This window comes from Mycolicibacterium gadium, from assembly GCF_010728925.1.
In the GTDB taxonomy this organism is placed as follows: domain Bacteria; phylum Actinomycetota; class Actinomycetes; order Mycobacteriales; family Mycobacteriaceae; genus Mycobacterium; species Mycobacterium gadium.
Genome location: NZ_AP022608.1, coordinates 4,958,764 through 4,974,163, shown reverse-complemented (window position 1 = coordinate 4,974,163; position 15,400 = coordinate 4,958,764). Strand labels below are relative to the sequence as shown.

Below are 15,400 nucleotides of genomic sequence, written 5' to 3'. Positions count from 1 at the left end.
CTGTTGCGTTAGCGGCGACGACTTTTCTTACGCGGCGGGGGCAACGCACCTTCGGCGCGCAACCGGGCTGCGTGCTCGGCGAGCGCCTCGACCAGTGGACCGACGGCGGCGACCTCAGGCTGCACATCGACACGCAGGCCGAACTCCGCTGCGGTTTCAGCGGTCTTGGGCCCGATGCACGCCACGATCGTGCGTGCGTGCGGCTTGCCGGCGATGCCGACGAGATTGCGCACCGTTGAACTCGAGGTGAAGCACACCGCGTCGAAACCACCGGTCTTGATCATCTCGCGCGTCTGCGCCGGCGGCGGTGCCGCCCGCACCGTGCGGTACGCGGTGACATCCTCGATCTCCCAACCGCGTTCACGCAGACCTTCGGCCAGCGTCTCGGTGGCGATGTCGGCGCGTGGCAGCAGCACCCGGTTCACCGGATCGAACACGTCATCGTACGGGGGGAACTCGTCGAGCAAGCCGATCGACGACTGTTCACCGACAGGTACCAGCTCGGGGTTGATACCGAAAGCGCGCACCCGATCGGCGGTCGCCTGACCGACGCACGCGATCTTCACTCCGGAGAATGCGCGGGCATCGAGGCCGAACTCGTTGAACTTCTCCCACACCGCACGCACCGCGTTGGTGGAGGTGAACACGACCCACTGGAACCGTCCGTCGACGAGGCCCTTGACCGCGCGCTCCATCTGCGCGGGGCTGCGCGGCGGCTCGACGGCGATGGTCGGCACCTCGATCGGCAATGCGCCGTGGGACACCAGCTTTTCGCTCATCTCGCCGGCCTGGTCCTTGGTGCGCGGCACCAATACGGTCCAGCCGTACAGAGCGCGACTCTCCCACCAGTTCAGCTTGGCGCGGTTGGCGACGGTCTTGCCGATCGTGACCACCAGCGGCCCGGCAAACGGACCGGAGGACTCTGCACCGGCCAGTGTCGCCTTGTCCAACAGCCCGGCCAGCGTCGTCTCGACCGAACGCTGTTGGCACGTCGTACCGTTCGCGGTCACCACGGTCTGGGTGTTCTCGGCGAGGCCGTACTCGATGAGCGTGCGCGCCGCATCGGGAAGGTGAGATGCGGTGGCGTGCAAGATCAGTGGTCCCGGCGCCGCGGCCAGGGACTCCCAGTCCACGTCGCCGCGGACATCGGCGACGGTGTGCGCCGACCCCAGCGGCAGGCCCGCATACGTGGGCACCGCGGTGGTGTCGGGCAGGCCCGGCACGATCTCGAAATCCAGGTGCGTCTTCGCCAGCGCCGTCACCTCGGTGATCACCGCATCCACCGAAAGTGGATCACCAGCCACCAGACGCACGACGTCGGCGCCGGCGCGCGATTCGGCCGCCAGCGTCTTGGCGACTTCGGCCGGATCGCCCAGCGCGGGCCGGATGTCGGGACCGCCTGGACCCCCGCGCAAGTTGGGGAAAATCGTGGGTGCCACATTCCCGGCTGCGTCGCCGTCGACGGGTGCCGGCGGATCGGCGGGTTCGGGGCCCGACGGCGGCGGCAGCTCAGAACCCGCGAGGGCGAGCACCGCTTCCGGCACGTCGGGATCTGTGAACACCAGGGCGGCGTTGGCTAGCACCGTGCGGGCCCGCGTCGTCAGCAGACCCGGATCGCCCGGGCCCGAACCGACGAACGTGATGCGGCCCGGCTTCGGCTTACGCCCTCGCCCGCTCCCTTGGCCTGTCATCTATCACTCACCTCGATGCTTGTCGCAGCTCTAGCTACTGCCGTCGCGTTCCGCCATGAGCTCGCGCGCCCCCAGCTCGAACAACTCCTCGGCCACCGAGAGCCCCAGCTCCCGTGCCCGATCGGTAGTCCCTACCGCGGACGCACGGATCACGTCGGATCCGTCCAGCGTCGCCACGCAACCGCGCAACGACACCTCTTCGAAGACCCGGCCGTCCTCGTCGATGGACTCGACCACCTCGGCGATCGCACCCACCGGCGCGGAACAACCCGCCTCCAGTGCGGCGAGCAGGGCCCGCTCCGCCGTGACCGCTGCGCGGGTGTCGGCGTCGTCCAACTCCGACAGCAGCGCGGCGAGCTCGGTGTCGCCTGCGCGGCACTCGACCGCGAGGGCACCCTGAGCCGGCGCTGGCAACATCTGCACCGGTTCCAGAGTCTCGGTGACATCGGCCAGCCGTCCGATGCGGGCCAGACCCGCTCGGGCGACGACGACGCCGTCGAGATCACCATTGCTTACCCTGTTCAACCTGGTGTCAAGGTTGCCTCTTAGGGGGCGGATTTCCAAACCGAGACCCAATGCTCTAAGCTGCGCGGCCCGTCGCGGGCTCGATGTGCCGATGACCGACCCAGCAGGCAACTCCCCCAGGACCAGGCCGTCACGGGCCACCAGGGCGTCGCGAGCGTCCTCTCGCGGGGGTATCGCAGCGATCTTGAAGCGTTCGTCGGGCGCGGTCGGCAAATCCTTGTAGGAGTGCACCGCCATGTCCACCCGGCCGTCGTGAATCGCTTCCCGCAGCGCCGCGGTGAACACGCCGATACCGATCTCGGCCACCGGGGCGTCGGATCGATCGCCCTCGGTCGAGACGATGACCAACTCGGCGGCGTGACCTCTGCCCTCGAGTGCGTCTTTGATGAGACCGGCCTGGGTCGTCGCCAACAGGCTGCCCCGGGTGCCTATCCGGATTACAGTCAAGCTCTACTCGGCGGTCTTATCGAGATCGGTTGCCATCAAAGGCAATTCGCCCGCCGCGACAGCGTCGACGGCCTGCTGGTCGAGCTCGAAGAGCTCCCGCAGCGCTTCGGCGTAGCTGTCGCCGCCCGGGGCGCTGGCCAGCTGCTTGACCCGGACTGTCGGGGCGTGCAGGAGCTTGTCGACGACCCGTCGCACCGTCTTGGCGACCTCGTCGCGGTGGGCCGCTTCGAGCCCCGGCAGCCGGTTGTCCAGCCGCAACAGCTCAGCCTCGACCACGTCGGCGGCGCGCTGGCGCAGGGCGGTGACCGTGGGTGTGACCTCGGCCATCCGCTGGCCGGACAGGTAGTTCGCCACCTCGGCGGCGACGATGGTCCGGGCCGCCTCGGTGTCCGACGCCGCGGCGCGCGCCGACGGTTCGCGCTGGATCCTGTCCATGTCGACGACGTAGACGTCGGGAAGGCCGGCGACGGCCGGGTCGACGTTGCGGGGCATGCCGAGGTCGCAGATCACCAGCTGTTTGGGCGTCTGACCGTGTGCGAGACCGCGGTGGACGTCGGCCAGCGACACCACCGGACGGACAGCGCCCGTACAGCTCACGACGACGTCGGCGTCGGTCAGCGTCGGCGTGAGGTGGTCGAACGGAAACGCGTCGGCCGTCACACCGAGCTCACGGATCTTCTCGGCCAGCCGCTTCGCGCGCGGCAGCGAGCGGTTCACCACGTGAATGCGCTCGACACCCGCCTTCACCAGGTATTTGGCCGACAGCGAACCCATCGAGCCCGCGCCGATGACGACGGCGCTGCGGCCCGCCAGCGAGCCGAGCTTGGCGTCGGCCATGTCGAGCGCCACCGACACCACGGATGCGCCTGCGGCGTCGATGCCGGTTTCGGCGTGCACTCGCTTGCCGACCGACAGGGCGCGCTGGGACAGTTCGTGCAGCGTGCGGCCCACGGTGTGGTTCGCCTCGGCGGTGGCGTACGCCCGGCGCACCTGCCCGAGCACCTGCTGCTCGCCGACCACCGCGGAATCCAGGCCGCTGGCCACCGCGAACAGATGCTCGACGGCCGCCTCGGCATAGCGCACGTAGGCGTATTTCGTGAGGTCGTTGAGGCCCATACCGGAGTGCTCCGAGAGCACCTGCCCGATCACTGACAGGCCGCCGTGGAAGGCCTCGACGACGGCGTAGACCTCGACCCGGTTGCAGGTGGACAGCACCATGGCCTCAGTCACCAGCGACGACTGCAGGACCTTCTCGACGATTTTGGCCTGTTCGGCCTCATCGGTGCTCAACCGCTCGAGGACAGACACCGGCGCGCTGCGGTGCGAAACCCCGAAAAGCAGCACGCTCACGGCTTGTCCACCACATCATCCAAGGTAATCGGTGACCAACGAGCTCACCAAATTATCGACGTTGCCGAGATGGGACTTTCGACACGTCTGACGGCCGGAATCCGTACCGGAAGATTATTTCGGCGGCGGGTTCCGGAGATCCGTCCGCAACCGGGGCTCATCGACTTCCCAGTAGCTGTGTTCGGCGCCGTCGAGCAGCACCACCGGCAGCCGATCGCCGAACTCGGCCCGCAGCGCCGGGTCCCCCTCGGCCGCAACGGTGTCGACGTCGGTGATCGTCAACGTGAAGCCCAGCTCGTCGGCAAGTTCAGCGAGACGGGCCGCGGCGCCGGTGCAGATCGTGCAGCCGGCACGTGTGAGCAGTTCGACCCGTCTTCCCATGGGGCAAGTATCTCCGCACGGTGACCTAGGCTGAATTCGTGTCCGACTCCGACGTCATCGAGCCCTCCGCGGGGACAGACGCCGATGATCAAAAGCTCGCGGGCGAGGCCAGCGCGGGCGCGGCCGTCTTCGACCTGGATGAACCCGGCGCAGCAGGCGCCCCACCGCCCGACCTGACCGCGGCGGCGTTCTTCGACGTCGACAACACGCTCGTACACGGGTCGTCGCTGGTGCATTTCGCGCGTGGGTTGGCCGCCCGCAAGTACTTCACCTACGGGGATCTCGGCCGATTCGCCTACGCGCAGGCCAAGTTTCAACTGCTCGGCCGGGAGAACAGCGACGACGTGGCCGCCGGTAAGCGAAAGGCGCTCGCGTTCATCGAAGGCCGGTCGACCGAGGAACTGATGGCCCTCGGCGAGGACATCTACGACCAGATCATCGCCGACAAGATCTGGCCGGGCACTCGCGCCTTGACACAGATGCACCTCGACGCCGGCCAACAGGTGTGGTTGGTCACCGCGACGCCCTACGAGCTGGCGGCCACCATCGCCAAGCGGCTCGGGCTGACCGGTGCGCTGGGCACCGTCGCCGAATCGATCGACGGTGTGTTCACCGGCCGGCTCGTCGGCGACATTCTGCACGGTGCAGGGAAAGCGCATGCGGTGCGGGCGCTGGCCATCCGGGAGGGCCTGAACCTACGGCGCTGCACCGCGTATTCGGACAGCTTCAACGACGTCCCGATGCTGTCGCTGGTCGGCACCGCGGTGGCGATCAATCCGGACGCCGACTTGCGTGATGTCGCGAGGGAGCGCGGATGGGAGATCCGCGACTTCCGCACCGCGCGTAAGGCCGCGCGCATCGGGGTGCCGTCGGCGCTGGCGTTGGGCGCCGCAGGCGGCGCATTGGCGGCGATAGTGTCGCGGCGCCAGGACGGCCGCTGAGACCAGCGCTGATAGGCTCGCGCCCGCACATCACGAGACGAAGAGAACGACATGGCTATCGCTGAAGACATCATCGGGACCCACTACCGCTACCCCGACTATTTCGAGGTCAACCGGGAGAAGATCCGTGAGTTCGCGCGTGCGGTCAAAGACGAGCACCCGGCGCACTACTCCGAGGAAGCCGCCAAGGAGTACGGCCACGATGCCCTCGTCGCGTCACTGACATTCCTCGCGGTGGCGGGCCGCCGGGTACAGCTGGAGATCTTCAACCAGTTCGATGTGCCGATCAACATGGAGCGGGTCCTGCACCGAGATCAGAAGTTGGTCTTCCACCGGCCGATCCTGGCCGGCGACAAGTTGTATTTCGATTCCTATCTGGACTCGGTCATGGAGTCGCACGGCGCGATTCTCACCGAGATCCGCGGTGAGGTGACCGACGCCGAGGGCAAGCCGGTGATCACCAGCATCGTCACGGTGATGGGTGAAGCCGAATCCGACACCGAGGTCGACGATGTGAGCGCCCGGATCGCTGCGGCGCGCGACGATGCCATCGCGAAAATGATTGCCAAGCAAAGCTCTAAGGAGAGCTAGCTTCCGCCTATCCGAGGAAGGCGTTCCGCCGGTTGGCCAACAGCTGGTAGAGCGTCTGCTGGATGGTCTCGCGGACGTGGTCCGTCAGCTCGAAGGTCACCATCGGATCGTCGGCGGACGTTTCGTCGTAGTCGGACGTGTAGATCGGCTCGCCGAACTGGATGTGCCACTTCGACGGAAGCGGCACCAGCCCGACAGGTCCGGCCAGCGGGAACAGCGGTGTGACGGGGAAGTACGGCAGCCCGAGCAGGCGGGCCAGCAGCTTGACGTCGGCGATCATCGGATAGATCTCTTCGGATCCGACGATCGAGCACGGCACGATCGGCGCCTTGGTCCGCAGGGCCGCCGCGACGAACCCGCCGCGACCGAACCGCTGCAGCTTGTAGCGGTCCTTGAAGTGCTTGCCCAGACCCTTGTAGCCCTCGGGGAAGACCGCGGTGAGTTCCCCGGCTGCCAATAGCCGGTGCGCATCGGAAGTGCAGGCCATGGTGTGCCCGGCCTTGCGCGCTGCCTGCCCGACGAAGGGCATGTCGAATACCATGTCGGCGGCCAGCAGACGCAGATCGCGATTCGTCGGATGGTTGTCGTGTACCGCCACCGACGTCATCAGCCCGTCGAAGGGCAACACCCCGGCGTGGTTGGCGACAATCAACGCGGCGCCGGTGACCGGGAGGTTCTCGATACCGCTGACCTCGACCCGGAACCACGACTTGAAAAGGCCTCGCAGCAAAGGCAAGAAGATTGCGTTGTTGAGGTGGGGGTCGAAGCCGAACTCGTCGACGGTGTAGTCGCCCATCATCCGCTGGCGGATGAATTCAGCTCCGGCACCTATTCGTTTGGCGAGTTCGGAGGGAGTCGCGTCGGTGCCGGAAGTACCCGCCGCGGCGCCGCGGGCCTGATCGATCTCGCGAACGACCGCGGCGATCTGCTCAGCGGAGGCGTGCGCACCGCTGTCGGAGAACACGGACGGATGTCGACGCGAACTGTCTGCGCGCGCTGCGGCAGCCCGCCGCTGGGCCGTCGAACGACCCGAATTGGAATGCAGCGGAATGACTTTGGCCTTCGACTCGCCCGCCACCTTCTACCTTCTCCCCGACCCGAATCGAATCGTTGCTGTTATCTTCCCCACCGCTGCGCCATGGACACGGCGCGACTCTCCATTGAGCGTACCCATTTCGGGTCGATGATCGGAGTCAACCCGCGACCTCTCACGTAATCGTCAAACGCTTCCACGGTTGTCCACTTCGGGCTGTAGCCGAGGTCGTTACGCATACGTGTCGTATCCATAACGCGGCCGTAGCTCAAGTAGTCGAGCTGCTCTCGATCGACCTCAGTGTAGCGAGTTGCGCGCGACAGCGAATCCACAGCGGAGAGCGCGGAACGAGGGACCGGCAGGGCGATGCGCCCGGCACGCCGGATGGCCTGGCTCATCATCATGATCCCGGTGGCACCGATGTTGAAGGTGCCCGACTTGCCCGCCATCGTCGCGCGCTCCAAAGCGCCGAGGGCGTCCTGCTCGTGCAGCAGCTGCAGTCGGGCGTCGTGGCCGATGACCGTCGGCACCACCGGACCGGCGAGATACCGCGACAACGCGGTGTCCATCGCGGGACCGATCATGTTGGCCAGCCGCAGGATCGTGACCGTGATGTCGGGCCTGCGCCGGCCCAGACCGCGGGCGTAGCCCTCGATGTCGATGCTGTCGCGGGCGAAGCCCTCGCCCGGTGGCCGCCTCGCACCGCTGGCCTCGGTGAACAGCACGGGATCGTGCGGGTGTGAGCCGTAGACCTCCGACGTCGACTTCACGATCACCCTGCGCACCGTCGGTGCCTTCTGGCAGGCGGCGAACAGCTGGATCGCGCCCATCACGTTGAGCTCTTTGAGCACGGCCCGTCCCCCGGCACGAGGCGCGTAGGAGGCCGCGGCGGCGTGCACGACGGTGTCGACCTCACCGTTGCGGATGACCTTCGCAATGAAGGGGTTACGGATGTCGGCGCGCACGAACTCGGCGCGACCCATTCTGCGCAGCAGATCCTTGCTCGGGGCTATGGCGTCGACGGCGATGACGTGGTTGATCAGCGGGTTCTGGGCCAACCGTGCCGTCAGATACCCGCCGAGAAATCGGCACGCGCCCGTGACAAGCACGACCTTGGGGTAGTGGACGGTGTCGTCTGGAGAACGACCCTCAGAATCCATCCGGTCAGCCTAGCGACCAAGTGCGAGAACTACTTGCCGAGTTTTCTGCGCTGGACCCTGGTGCGACGAAGCAGCTTGCGGTGCTTCTTCTTCGACATACGCTTGCGCCGCTTCTTGATGACTGAACCCATGAACTCCGCTATCTAGATGATGTTTGTGCACTTCGCGCACGTGACTCGACCCGCTACCTTACCTGGGCGGTCAGGCTAAACGAAAAACGCGTGACGGAGCCGGACGGCCGGCGACATCGGGCGCGGTGGTCAGCGGTGCACGGCGACGAGAAACAAATCAACCCGCGTCGAAGTACGAGCTTTCGAGCATGTCGTGCACTGCCTTGGCGTGCACCCGGAAAGAGCGGCCGACACGCACTGCGGGCAACTCTCCGTTGTGTACCAAGCGATATACCGTCATCTTGCTGACCCGCATCAGGCTGGCCACTTCCGCGACGGTGAGAAATTGAGCACGAGGCGGCTGGCCGTCGGAAGCGCTGCTGTCCCGCTTGCCGCTCGCCGAATCACGACCCGATGGCCCGTTCATAGACGTCATCGCAACCCATTCAGTTCAGGCACGAGCAGTTCCAGCAGCTTCCCCACCGCTGGCACCAACCCGTGCTTACACGAGGAGAATAGCGTGGCGTGTGGGGTTACTGCGACGGGTGTGGGCTAATCAATTTGAATTGATTGAATTACTGGGATGTAATTCCTAGCTGCTCAGACCGGGTTTTCGCGGCTTCGACCGCGGATGCGACGGCGGCCCGCAAACCGCCTCGTTCGAGTTCTCGCAGACCAGCTGCGGTGGTACCCCCGGGCGAGGTAACTGTCGCACGTAGCTGAGCCGCCGTGGTGTCAATCGCCGTCCCCAGCGCGACTTCCCCCGACGGCTGCGCCTCGTCGAGCCGCTCCAGCAACATCGCGGCCGAGCCCGCCATCGTTTGCACGACCAGATCGGTCGCCACCGACCGCGACAAACCCGCGGCCACGCCCGCGTCCACCAAGGCCTCGACCATCAGGAAGAAGTAGGCCGGCCCCGACCCGGACACGGCGGTGACGGCGTCGAGCTGTGATTCCGGCACGGTGAGCACACCCCCCACCGCGTCGAAGATCAACGACACCTCCTTGAGGTGCTCCGCAGTGGCGAAGCGGCCCGGCGCCAGGGCGCTCACCCCGCCCCCGACGACGACCGGGGCGTTGGGCATCACCCGGATGACGGGCGACCCCGCGGGCAGCTTGTTCTCATAGAACGCGGCCGTAACGCCGGCCGCGACAGTCACGAAAACCTTTTCGGCAGTGTCGGTTTCGGCCCTGGCCGCGGCATCGGCGATCTCGGCCACCAGCCCCTCGACGTCGAACGGCTTCACCGCGACGATGACGTACGTCGCGGTGTCGACCGCATCGCCCACCGTCGTGACCAGCACCGAGTACGTCTCAGACAGGAACTTGGCGCGGCTGGGATCCTTCTCGGCGACCACCAGGTCCTTGACCTGCCGACCGGCGCGCAGCATGCCCGACAGCAGCGCCTCGCCCATACTTCCGCCACCGATGATCGCGATTCTGGCCATGCGGGCAAGCATTGCAGACGGCACGGGCGGCCGGTGTCATCGGCCGCCGTCGGCGTCACGCCTCGGGGGGCACCAACGCCAACTGGCGGCTCTGCACGACGATGTGCCCCGCACAGTCGACGACGATGTGGTCCTCGTCGAACCAGTCCTGGCCGATCTGCACCGTCGTACACAGCACCCGCAGCCAGCCGTCGGCAGGCAGGGCCCGCAGATAGGCGGTCAGTTGCACGGTGGGCGCCCAACCGAACCTGTTGACCCCGAACGTCACCGGAGCCGACACATCGCCGCACAGCAGCGCGAACAGCACGTCGGGTGCCACCCCCTTGGGGCGGACCCAGTACTCGATCACCGGCGGGCCGCCGTCGGCGCGCGGCTCCATCGTCGTCAGCGACGGACGGATATCGCAGCCGTGTGCCAGGTGGACGATGTCGGCCATCCGGTGGCCGGGCCCAATCGGTTCCAGCCCCGGCGGCGGTTCCGGCTGCATCAGCGGGATGACTGGATTGACCGAAAGCAGCGGAGGCACGTGATGCTCGGGTTCACCCAGCGTCACCGACGCCCGCACCGCTGTCCGGTCCCCTTGGTGGAGTTCGACGTCGATGAGGCTGACGCGGCGGCCCCGCTTGCGCACCGTCGTCGTCAACCGCATCGGGCCGGGATCGGGTGCCCACAGAAAGTTGCCCGAAATGGCGATCGGCTGGACATCTCCGGCGTGCTCGGTGCGCGCAGCGTTGGCGCACAGCGCCAGCATCGCCCCGCCGTGCACCTTTTCGCCGATCGTCCAATGTTCGTTCAGCTCACCGTCATACACGCCGTCGCCGGCACTCGTCAGCGCCATGGCATCGGTGAACAGGGTCGAGCTCGGCATGGGGATCCTCACCTCGGTCAGCGCAGCAGATTGGCGCGAGCGAATTGCAGGGACTCGGCGAGCAGCGCCTCACGCTCACTCGCCGACCGCGCCCCCGACGTCGTCACCTCAAGGATCACATGCCCGGAGAAGTCGCTTGCCGCCAGCATCTCGCAGACCTCGACGGTCGGTTGGGTGCCGCGGCCGGGGACCAGATGCTCGTCGGTCGACGCGCCGCTGCCGTCGCACAGATGCAGGTGCACCAGGCCCTCACCCATCCGGTGTGCCATCTCGAGGGCGTCGGTGCCCGCGGTCGCGGTGTGCGACAGGTCCAGCGTGTAGTGCGCGTGGTTACCGTCCAGCGGGTCGTAGGACGGCGCGAACGCCGAGATGCCCGGTCCGGGCTTACCCCCGCGTTTGCGCATCCGCTCGATCGACGTCTGGCCCGCACCGAAAAACCGGTCGGCACGGAACGGGAACATGTTCTCCACCGCCACCATCACCTCGCTGGACGCCTCCAATTCGGCGACCTGCGTGCTGAACCCCTCGGCGTACCGGCGCTGCCACCGGAACGGCGGATGCACGACGACGGTCTGGGCGCCGAGCTGCTCGGCGGCCCGCACGCTGCGCTCCAGTTTCGGGATCGGATTGGCGCCCCACACGCGCTGCGAGATCAGCAGACAGGGTGCGTGTACCGACAGCACCGGCATCTCGTAGCGCTCGGACAGCTCGGCGATCGCATCGATGTCCTGGGAAACGGTTTCGGCCCACACCATCAGCTCGACACCGTCGTAGCCCAGGGTTGCCGCGTACTCGAAAGCAGCCTCGGTCCTCAGTGGATAGACCGAGGCCGTCGACAGACCGACCTTGATTGCGGGGCGCACGTTGGCTGTTAGGCGGCGGTAGTCGCCGTCAACCCGACTGCAGCAGCGCCAAGGGGCCCAACGTGACGAGAGCCCCCACAGCCACTGCGATCAGCGTGCTGCCGATGTCCTCGGTCTTGCGCACCACCCGCACCCCGACGACGAGGCCGAGAATCACCAGGACAGACAGCACCAGTGCGACGATGTTGTTCCACTTCCACAGCTGGTCGAAAGCGACGAACAGGCCGGCGCCGAACGCGACCGCCAGGACGCACTGCCCGACGATCCACACGCCGTGCATGAACGACGACATGGTCGTCGGCTGGGCCGCCTCGGTCCCGCGGTCTGGGTCGTCGAGTTCGATGTCCGCCGGCGCCGGCGCTGTGCCCCTGCGCGCGATGTCGTCGGCGACGGTCTGGCCGCCGAACAACGCACCCTCGACGGGACGGGGATGGGACCTCGAGCGGTCGGAATCCTTGGCGTCGTCCTCGAGGTCGCCGACCGTATCGAGGGCGTCGATGTCGTCCTCGGACTCGATCTCGGGCGCCGACCAGTCCAGGGCGGTGTCCCCGTCGACGGGTTCCGGGTCGGGGCTCATCTCCTCGGCGTCGACCAGCGCGCCGAATCGGCGCGGTGCGTAGCTCGAGCGACGCGGTGGCGCGAAGAAGTCGACGTCGGCGTCGCTGTCCCGCTGTTGGATGTGGGCGGCGTAGTCGGTGACCGCGTCGGCGTAGTCATCGTCGGTCTCGTCGGCCGCGTCCTGTTCGACGGCCTCATCGGCCTCATCGGCCTCGACGGCCTCATCGGCGTTGTCGGCCTCGACCGCTTCGACCACGTCGGTGTCCTGATGGTCGACGGCGCCGTTGCTCGCGGCTGGGCTGGTCAGCTCCGGCGGCTCGACAGCTTCGACCTGTTCGACCGGGACCTCGACGGGCTCGGCGGCATCCTGCTGGGCCGACGGTTCGTCAGCGACGGGCCGTTCGACGATGTCGCGATCGGTGACGATCGGAATCTCACCGGTCAGCTCTGCGACGGAGATCGAGTCGGTGTCTCCGCGACGGCGCCTGCGGCGGCCCCCGACCGGCGGGGCACCGATGGTGCCGTTACGGGCCAGCAACTCCGCGACCGAGATCGGTCGCGTGCTCTGGCTGTCTTCTGGTCCTGTCATTCGTCTCTCGCCTCTGGGCCCCTGGATTCGGCGCCGTGTGAGCCTCCAGTCTGCTGGTCAGCGTCGCTGGACAGATGTCTCCACCAAGGCAGTTCCATCAGCCTCGCTGTCGAGTTTCCGCAGAATCAGCCCTTCTCGCAATGCCCATGGACAGATATCCACGCTTTCGACATCCAGAGCCTTCATGCTCGCCTCAGCTACCAAGGCTCCGGCCACGATCTGCGGCGCCCGTTCGGCGCTCACCCCTTCCAACTCTGCACGGTCAGCCGCGGTCATCCTAGAGATGAATGCTATGAGCTGCCTCAGGCCGGTGGCCGTCAACGTCCGCTTCACCCTCGGACCTGCCCCGGAGGGGGCCGCGCCGGTGAGGCGGGCCAGCGAGCGGAACGTCTTCGAGGTCGCGACGGCCAGGTCTGGAGTGCCCGCCTTGAGCATCTCGGCGCCCGCGTCGGCCAGCTCGGTGGCCAGCCAGTCGCGCAGCATGTTCACGCGGCGGCGGCCCGGGGGATCGTCGGGCAGCCATTCCCGGGTCAGCCGGCCCGCACCGAACGGCAGCGACAGCGCCACCTCGGGCTCCTCGTCGACGCCGTTCGACAGTTCAAGCGAGCCGCCACCGATATCGATGTTGATGATGCGGCCCGCGCTCCAGCCGTACCAGCGGCGCACCGCGAGGAACGTCAGCCGGGACTCGTCGACCCCGCTGAGCACCTGCAGCGCCACGCCGGTCTCGGCGTGCACCCTGGCGAGTAGTTCTTCGGAGTTCTTCGCATCGCGGACAGCGGAAGTCGCGAACGCCATCAACTCGACGCACCCCGAACTCGCCGCGATCTTGGCGAACTCGTCGAGGGTGCCGATCAACTTGTCGGCGCCCTTTCGGGTGAGTTTTCCGTTGCTGTCGATGGCCTCTGCGAGGCGCAGCGAGGCCTTGGTGGAACTCATGGGCGTCGGATGTCCACCGCGACGGGCGTCCACCACCAACAGGTGGACGGTATTGCTGCCGACATCCAGCACGCCTAATCGCACCCATCCACCCTATTGGGTTTACCGTTGAATGTTGTGAGTGCATCAGCGATGAGCCCTCGGGCGAAGAGCAAATCACCTGGGCCCGGCGAGGTTGAACTCGACTTTGCCCGTGAGTGGGTGGAGTTTTTCGATCCCGACAACCCCGAGCATCTGATCGCAGCCGACATGACGTGGCTGCTGTCGCGGTGGACGTGCGTGTTCGGCACGCCCGCCTGTCAGGGCACTGTGGAGGGCAGGCCCGACGACGGATGCTGCAGCCATGGGGCCTTCATGTCGGACAAGAACGACATCGCCGAACTCGAAGAGGCGGTCAAACTCCTGACCGACGAGGATTGGCAGTTCCGGGAGAAGGGTCTCGGAAAAAAGGGCTACCTCGAAATGGACGAGTACGACGACAAACCCAATCTACGCACCCGGAAGTACAAGGGCGCCTGCATATTTCTGAACCGTCCCGGGTTCCCCGGCGGCATCGGATGCGCGTTGCACTCGAAAGCGCTCAAGATCGGCGTCGAACCGCTGACCCTCAAACCCGAGGTCTGCTGGCAGCTCCCGATCCGCCGCACCCAGGAATGGGTGGAACGACCCGACGGCACCGAGATACTGAAGACGTGGATCACCGAGTACGACCGGCGCGGCTGGGGCGAGGGCGGCGCCGACCTGCACTGGTACTGCACCGGCGATCCGAACGCGCACGTCGGGAAGAAGGCGGTGTGGGAGTCCTACGCCGCAGAACTCACCGAACTGCTCGGCGAGAAGGCCTACGCAGAGCTGGCCGCGATGTGTAAGCGGCGCAGCGCTTTAGGGCTGATCGCCGTACACCCCGCGACCCGCGCGGCCGAATGAGCCTGTTCTTCTTTCGCCTCACTCCGCCACGTGCGGATTTCGCGCAGACGATGACACAAGCCGAACAGCAGGCGATGGCAGCTCATCAGGAGTACTGGCAGCAGCTGGAGGCCGACGGCAGGGTCGTCGTCTACGGTCCGGTCGCCGACCCCGAGGGCGTGTGGGGTCTAGGCGTCCTGCGCGCGGCCGACCGCGCCGAGGTGCTGGCCATCGCGGAGAGCGATCCGTCAGTCACTGCGGGCGTCAACACCTTTGAGGTGTTCGAGATCCTCGGTTCGTAGGGAGGCGTTAGCCCTCCAGTTTGTAGCCCAGGCCGCGGACCGTGACCAGATGGACGGGATTCGCGGGGTCGGACTCGATCTTCGACCGCAGCCGCTTCACATGCACGTCAAGGGTTTTCGTGTCGCCGACGTAGTCGGCACCCCACACTCGGTCGATCAGCTGACCGCGGGTGAGCACACGGCCACTGTTGCGCATCAGGTACTCGAGCAGGTCGAACTCTTTGAGCGGCAACGTGATCGCGTCACCGTTGACCGAAACAACGTGCCGTTCGACGTCCATCCGCACCGGTCCGGCTTCCAACACGCCGTCGCCGATCCCTGCGTCGTCGTTGTCGCTGCCGCGACGCAGCACGGCGCGAATACGCGCAATCAGTTCCCGCGCGGAGTACGGCTTCGTCACGTAGTCGTCGGCCCCGAGTTCGAGTCCTACCACCTTGTCGATTTCACTATCGCGAGCCGTCACCATGATGACGGGAACGCTTGAACGCGAACGCAATTGCTTGCAGACGTCCGTACCGCTCATCCCCGGAAGCATCAGGTCCAACAGGACGATGTCGGCACCGGCCCGCTCGAACTCGGCCAGGGCCGACGGCCCGTCGGCCACTACCGTGGCTTCGAAGCCCTCCTTACGCAGGAGAAAGGCCAGGGGATCGGCCAAGGACTCCTCGTCCTCCACGATCAACACGCTGGTCATTGTC

The 15,400-nt window shown here is 66.7% G+C and carries 18 protein-coding genes; 4 read left to right on the top strand and 14 right to left on the bottom strand.

All coding sequences use genetic code 11. The features are described from left to right. Nucleotides 1-8: 8 nt before the first annotated feature. From G6N36_RS24560 to G6N36_RS24545, 4 genes are all read right to left on the bottom strand, one after another. Complete coding sequence (locus tag G6N36_RS24560; RefSeq protein WP_163689362.1) at nt 9-1,691, bottom strand: bifunctional uroporphyrinogen-III C-methyltransferase/uroporphyrinogen-III synthase; 1,683 nt, start codon at nt 1,689-1,691, stop codon at nt 9-11. Nucleotides 1,692-1,721: 30 nt separating this feature from the next. Further along, complete coding sequence (gene hemC, locus G6N36_RS24555; protein WP_163689361.1) at nt 1,722-2,663, bottom strand: hydroxymethylbilane synthase; 942 nt, start codon at nt 2,661-2,663, stop codon at nt 1,722-1,724. Nucleotides 2,664-2,666: 3 nt separating this feature from the next. Beyond that, nucleotides 2,667-4,013, bottom strand: a complete 1,347-nt coding sequence (locus G6N36_RS24550) for a glutamyl-tRNA reductase (RefSeq protein ID WP_163689360.1) — start codon at nt 4,011-4,013, stop codon at nt 2,667-2,669. A 114-nt stretch (nt 4,014-4,127) separates the two neighbouring features. Continuing rightward, nucleotides 4,128-4,394, bottom strand: coding sequence for a glutaredoxin family protein (locus tag G6N36_RS24545; protein WP_163689359.1), 267 nt, complete (start codon nt 4,392-4,394; stop codon nt 4,128-4,130). A 38-nt stretch (nt 4,395-4,432) separates the two neighbouring features. On the opposite strand from G6N36_RS24545, the gene G6N36_RS24540 reads away from it, so the two are divergent. After that, nucleotides 4,433-5,335: an HAD family hydrolase gene (locus G6N36_RS24540; RefSeq protein WP_163689358.1), complete on the top strand. Its 903-nt coding sequence runs from the start codon at nt 4,433-4,435 to the stop codon at nt 5,333-5,335. 51 nt (nt 5,336-5,386) lie between these two features. Next, complete coding sequence (locus G6N36_RS24535; RefSeq protein WP_163689357.1) at nt 5,387-5,926, top strand: FAS1-like dehydratase domain-containing protein; 540 nt, start codon at nt 5,387-5,389, stop codon at nt 5,924-5,926. A 7-nt stretch (nt 5,927-5,933) separates the two neighbouring features. Here G6N36_RS24535 and G6N36_RS24530 read toward each other — a convergent pair whose 3' ends face one another. The 9 genes from G6N36_RS24530 to G6N36_RS24490 form a co-directional block, all read right to left on the bottom strand. Beyond that, nucleotides 5,934-7,004, bottom strand: a complete 1,071-nt coding sequence (locus G6N36_RS24530) for a lysophospholipid acyltransferase family protein (protein ID WP_163689356.1) — start codon at nt 7,002-7,004, stop codon at nt 5,934-5,936. Between the two features lie 38 nt (nt 7,005-7,042). Continuing rightward, nucleotides 7,043-8,119 (bottom strand): SDR family oxidoreductase, encoded by a 1,077-nt coding sequence (locus G6N36_RS24525; protein WP_163689355.1) that lies wholly within the window; start codon nt 8,117-8,119, stop codon nt 7,043-7,045. A 29-nt stretch (nt 8,120-8,148) separates the two neighbouring features. Next, nucleotides 8,149-8,250, bottom strand: a complete 102-nt coding sequence (locus G6N36_RS24520) for a 30S ribosomal protein bS22 (RefSeq protein ID WP_003402602.1) — start codon at nt 8,248-8,250, stop codon at nt 8,149-8,151. 157 nt (nt 8,251-8,407) lie between these two features. Next, nucleotides 8,408-8,665, bottom strand: a complete 258-nt coding sequence (locus tag G6N36_RS24515) for a helix-turn-helix domain-containing protein (protein WP_083124197.1) — start codon at nt 8,663-8,665, stop codon at nt 8,408-8,410. A 139-nt stretch (nt 8,666-8,804) separates the two neighbouring features. Further along, nucleotides 8,805-9,677: a pyrroline-5-carboxylate reductase gene (gene proC / locus G6N36_RS24510; RefSeq protein WP_179964861.1), complete on the bottom strand. Its 873-nt coding sequence runs from the start codon at nt 9,675-9,677 to the stop codon at nt 8,805-8,807. A gap of 55 nt (nt 9,678-9,732) precedes the next feature. Continuing rightward, on the bottom strand, nt 9,733-10,545 hold the full coding sequence (locus tag G6N36_RS24505; RefSeq protein ID WP_163689354.1) for a thioesterase family protein: 813 nt from the start codon (nt 10,543-10,545) through the stop codon (nt 9,733-9,735). Between the two features lie 17 nt (nt 10,546-10,562). Continuing rightward, nucleotides 10,563-11,408, bottom strand: a complete 846-nt coding sequence (locus tag G6N36_RS24500) for a sugar phosphate isomerase/epimerase family protein (RefSeq protein WP_163689353.1) — start codon at nt 11,406-11,408, stop codon at nt 10,563-10,565. A gap of 28 nt (nt 11,409-11,436) precedes the next feature. Continuing rightward, entirely contained in the window at nt 11,437-12,555 is a 1,119-nt protein-coding gene (locus tag G6N36_RS24495) for an Rv0497 family membrane protein (protein ID WP_163689352.1), read from the bottom strand. Nucleotides 12,556-12,612: 57 nt separating this feature from the next. After that, nucleotides 12,613-13,578, bottom strand: a complete 966-nt coding sequence (locus tag G6N36_RS24490) for a Ppx/GppA family phosphatase (RefSeq protein WP_163689351.1) — start codon at nt 13,576-13,578, stop codon at nt 12,613-12,615. Nucleotides 13,579-13,626: 48 nt separating this feature from the next. Here G6N36_RS24490 and G6N36_RS24485 point away from each other — a divergent pair, with 48 nt between their 5' ends. Both G6N36_RS24485 and G6N36_RS24480 read left to right on the top strand, forming a co-directional pair. After that, complete coding sequence (locus G6N36_RS24485) at nt 13,627-14,421, top strand: DUF3109 family protein (protein ID WP_163690877.1); 795 nt, start codon at nt 13,627-13,629, stop codon at nt 14,419-14,421. Further along, nucleotides 14,418-14,702 (top strand): YciI family protein, encoded by a 285-nt coding sequence (locus tag G6N36_RS24480; protein WP_179964860.1) that lies wholly within the window; start codon nt 14,418-14,420, stop codon nt 14,700-14,702. Before G6N36_RS24485 ends, G6N36_RS24480 begins: the two co-directional genes overlap by 4 nt. 7 nt (nt 14,703-14,709) lie before the next feature. Here the strand turns inward: G6N36_RS24480 and regX are convergent, their stop codons facing one another. Beyond that, entirely contained in the window at nt 14,710-15,396 is a 687-nt protein-coding gene (regX, locus tag G6N36_RS24475; RefSeq protein ID WP_083124190.1) for a two-component sensory transduction protein RegX, read from the bottom strand. Between the last annotated feature and the right edge of the window lie 4 nt (nt 15,397-15,400).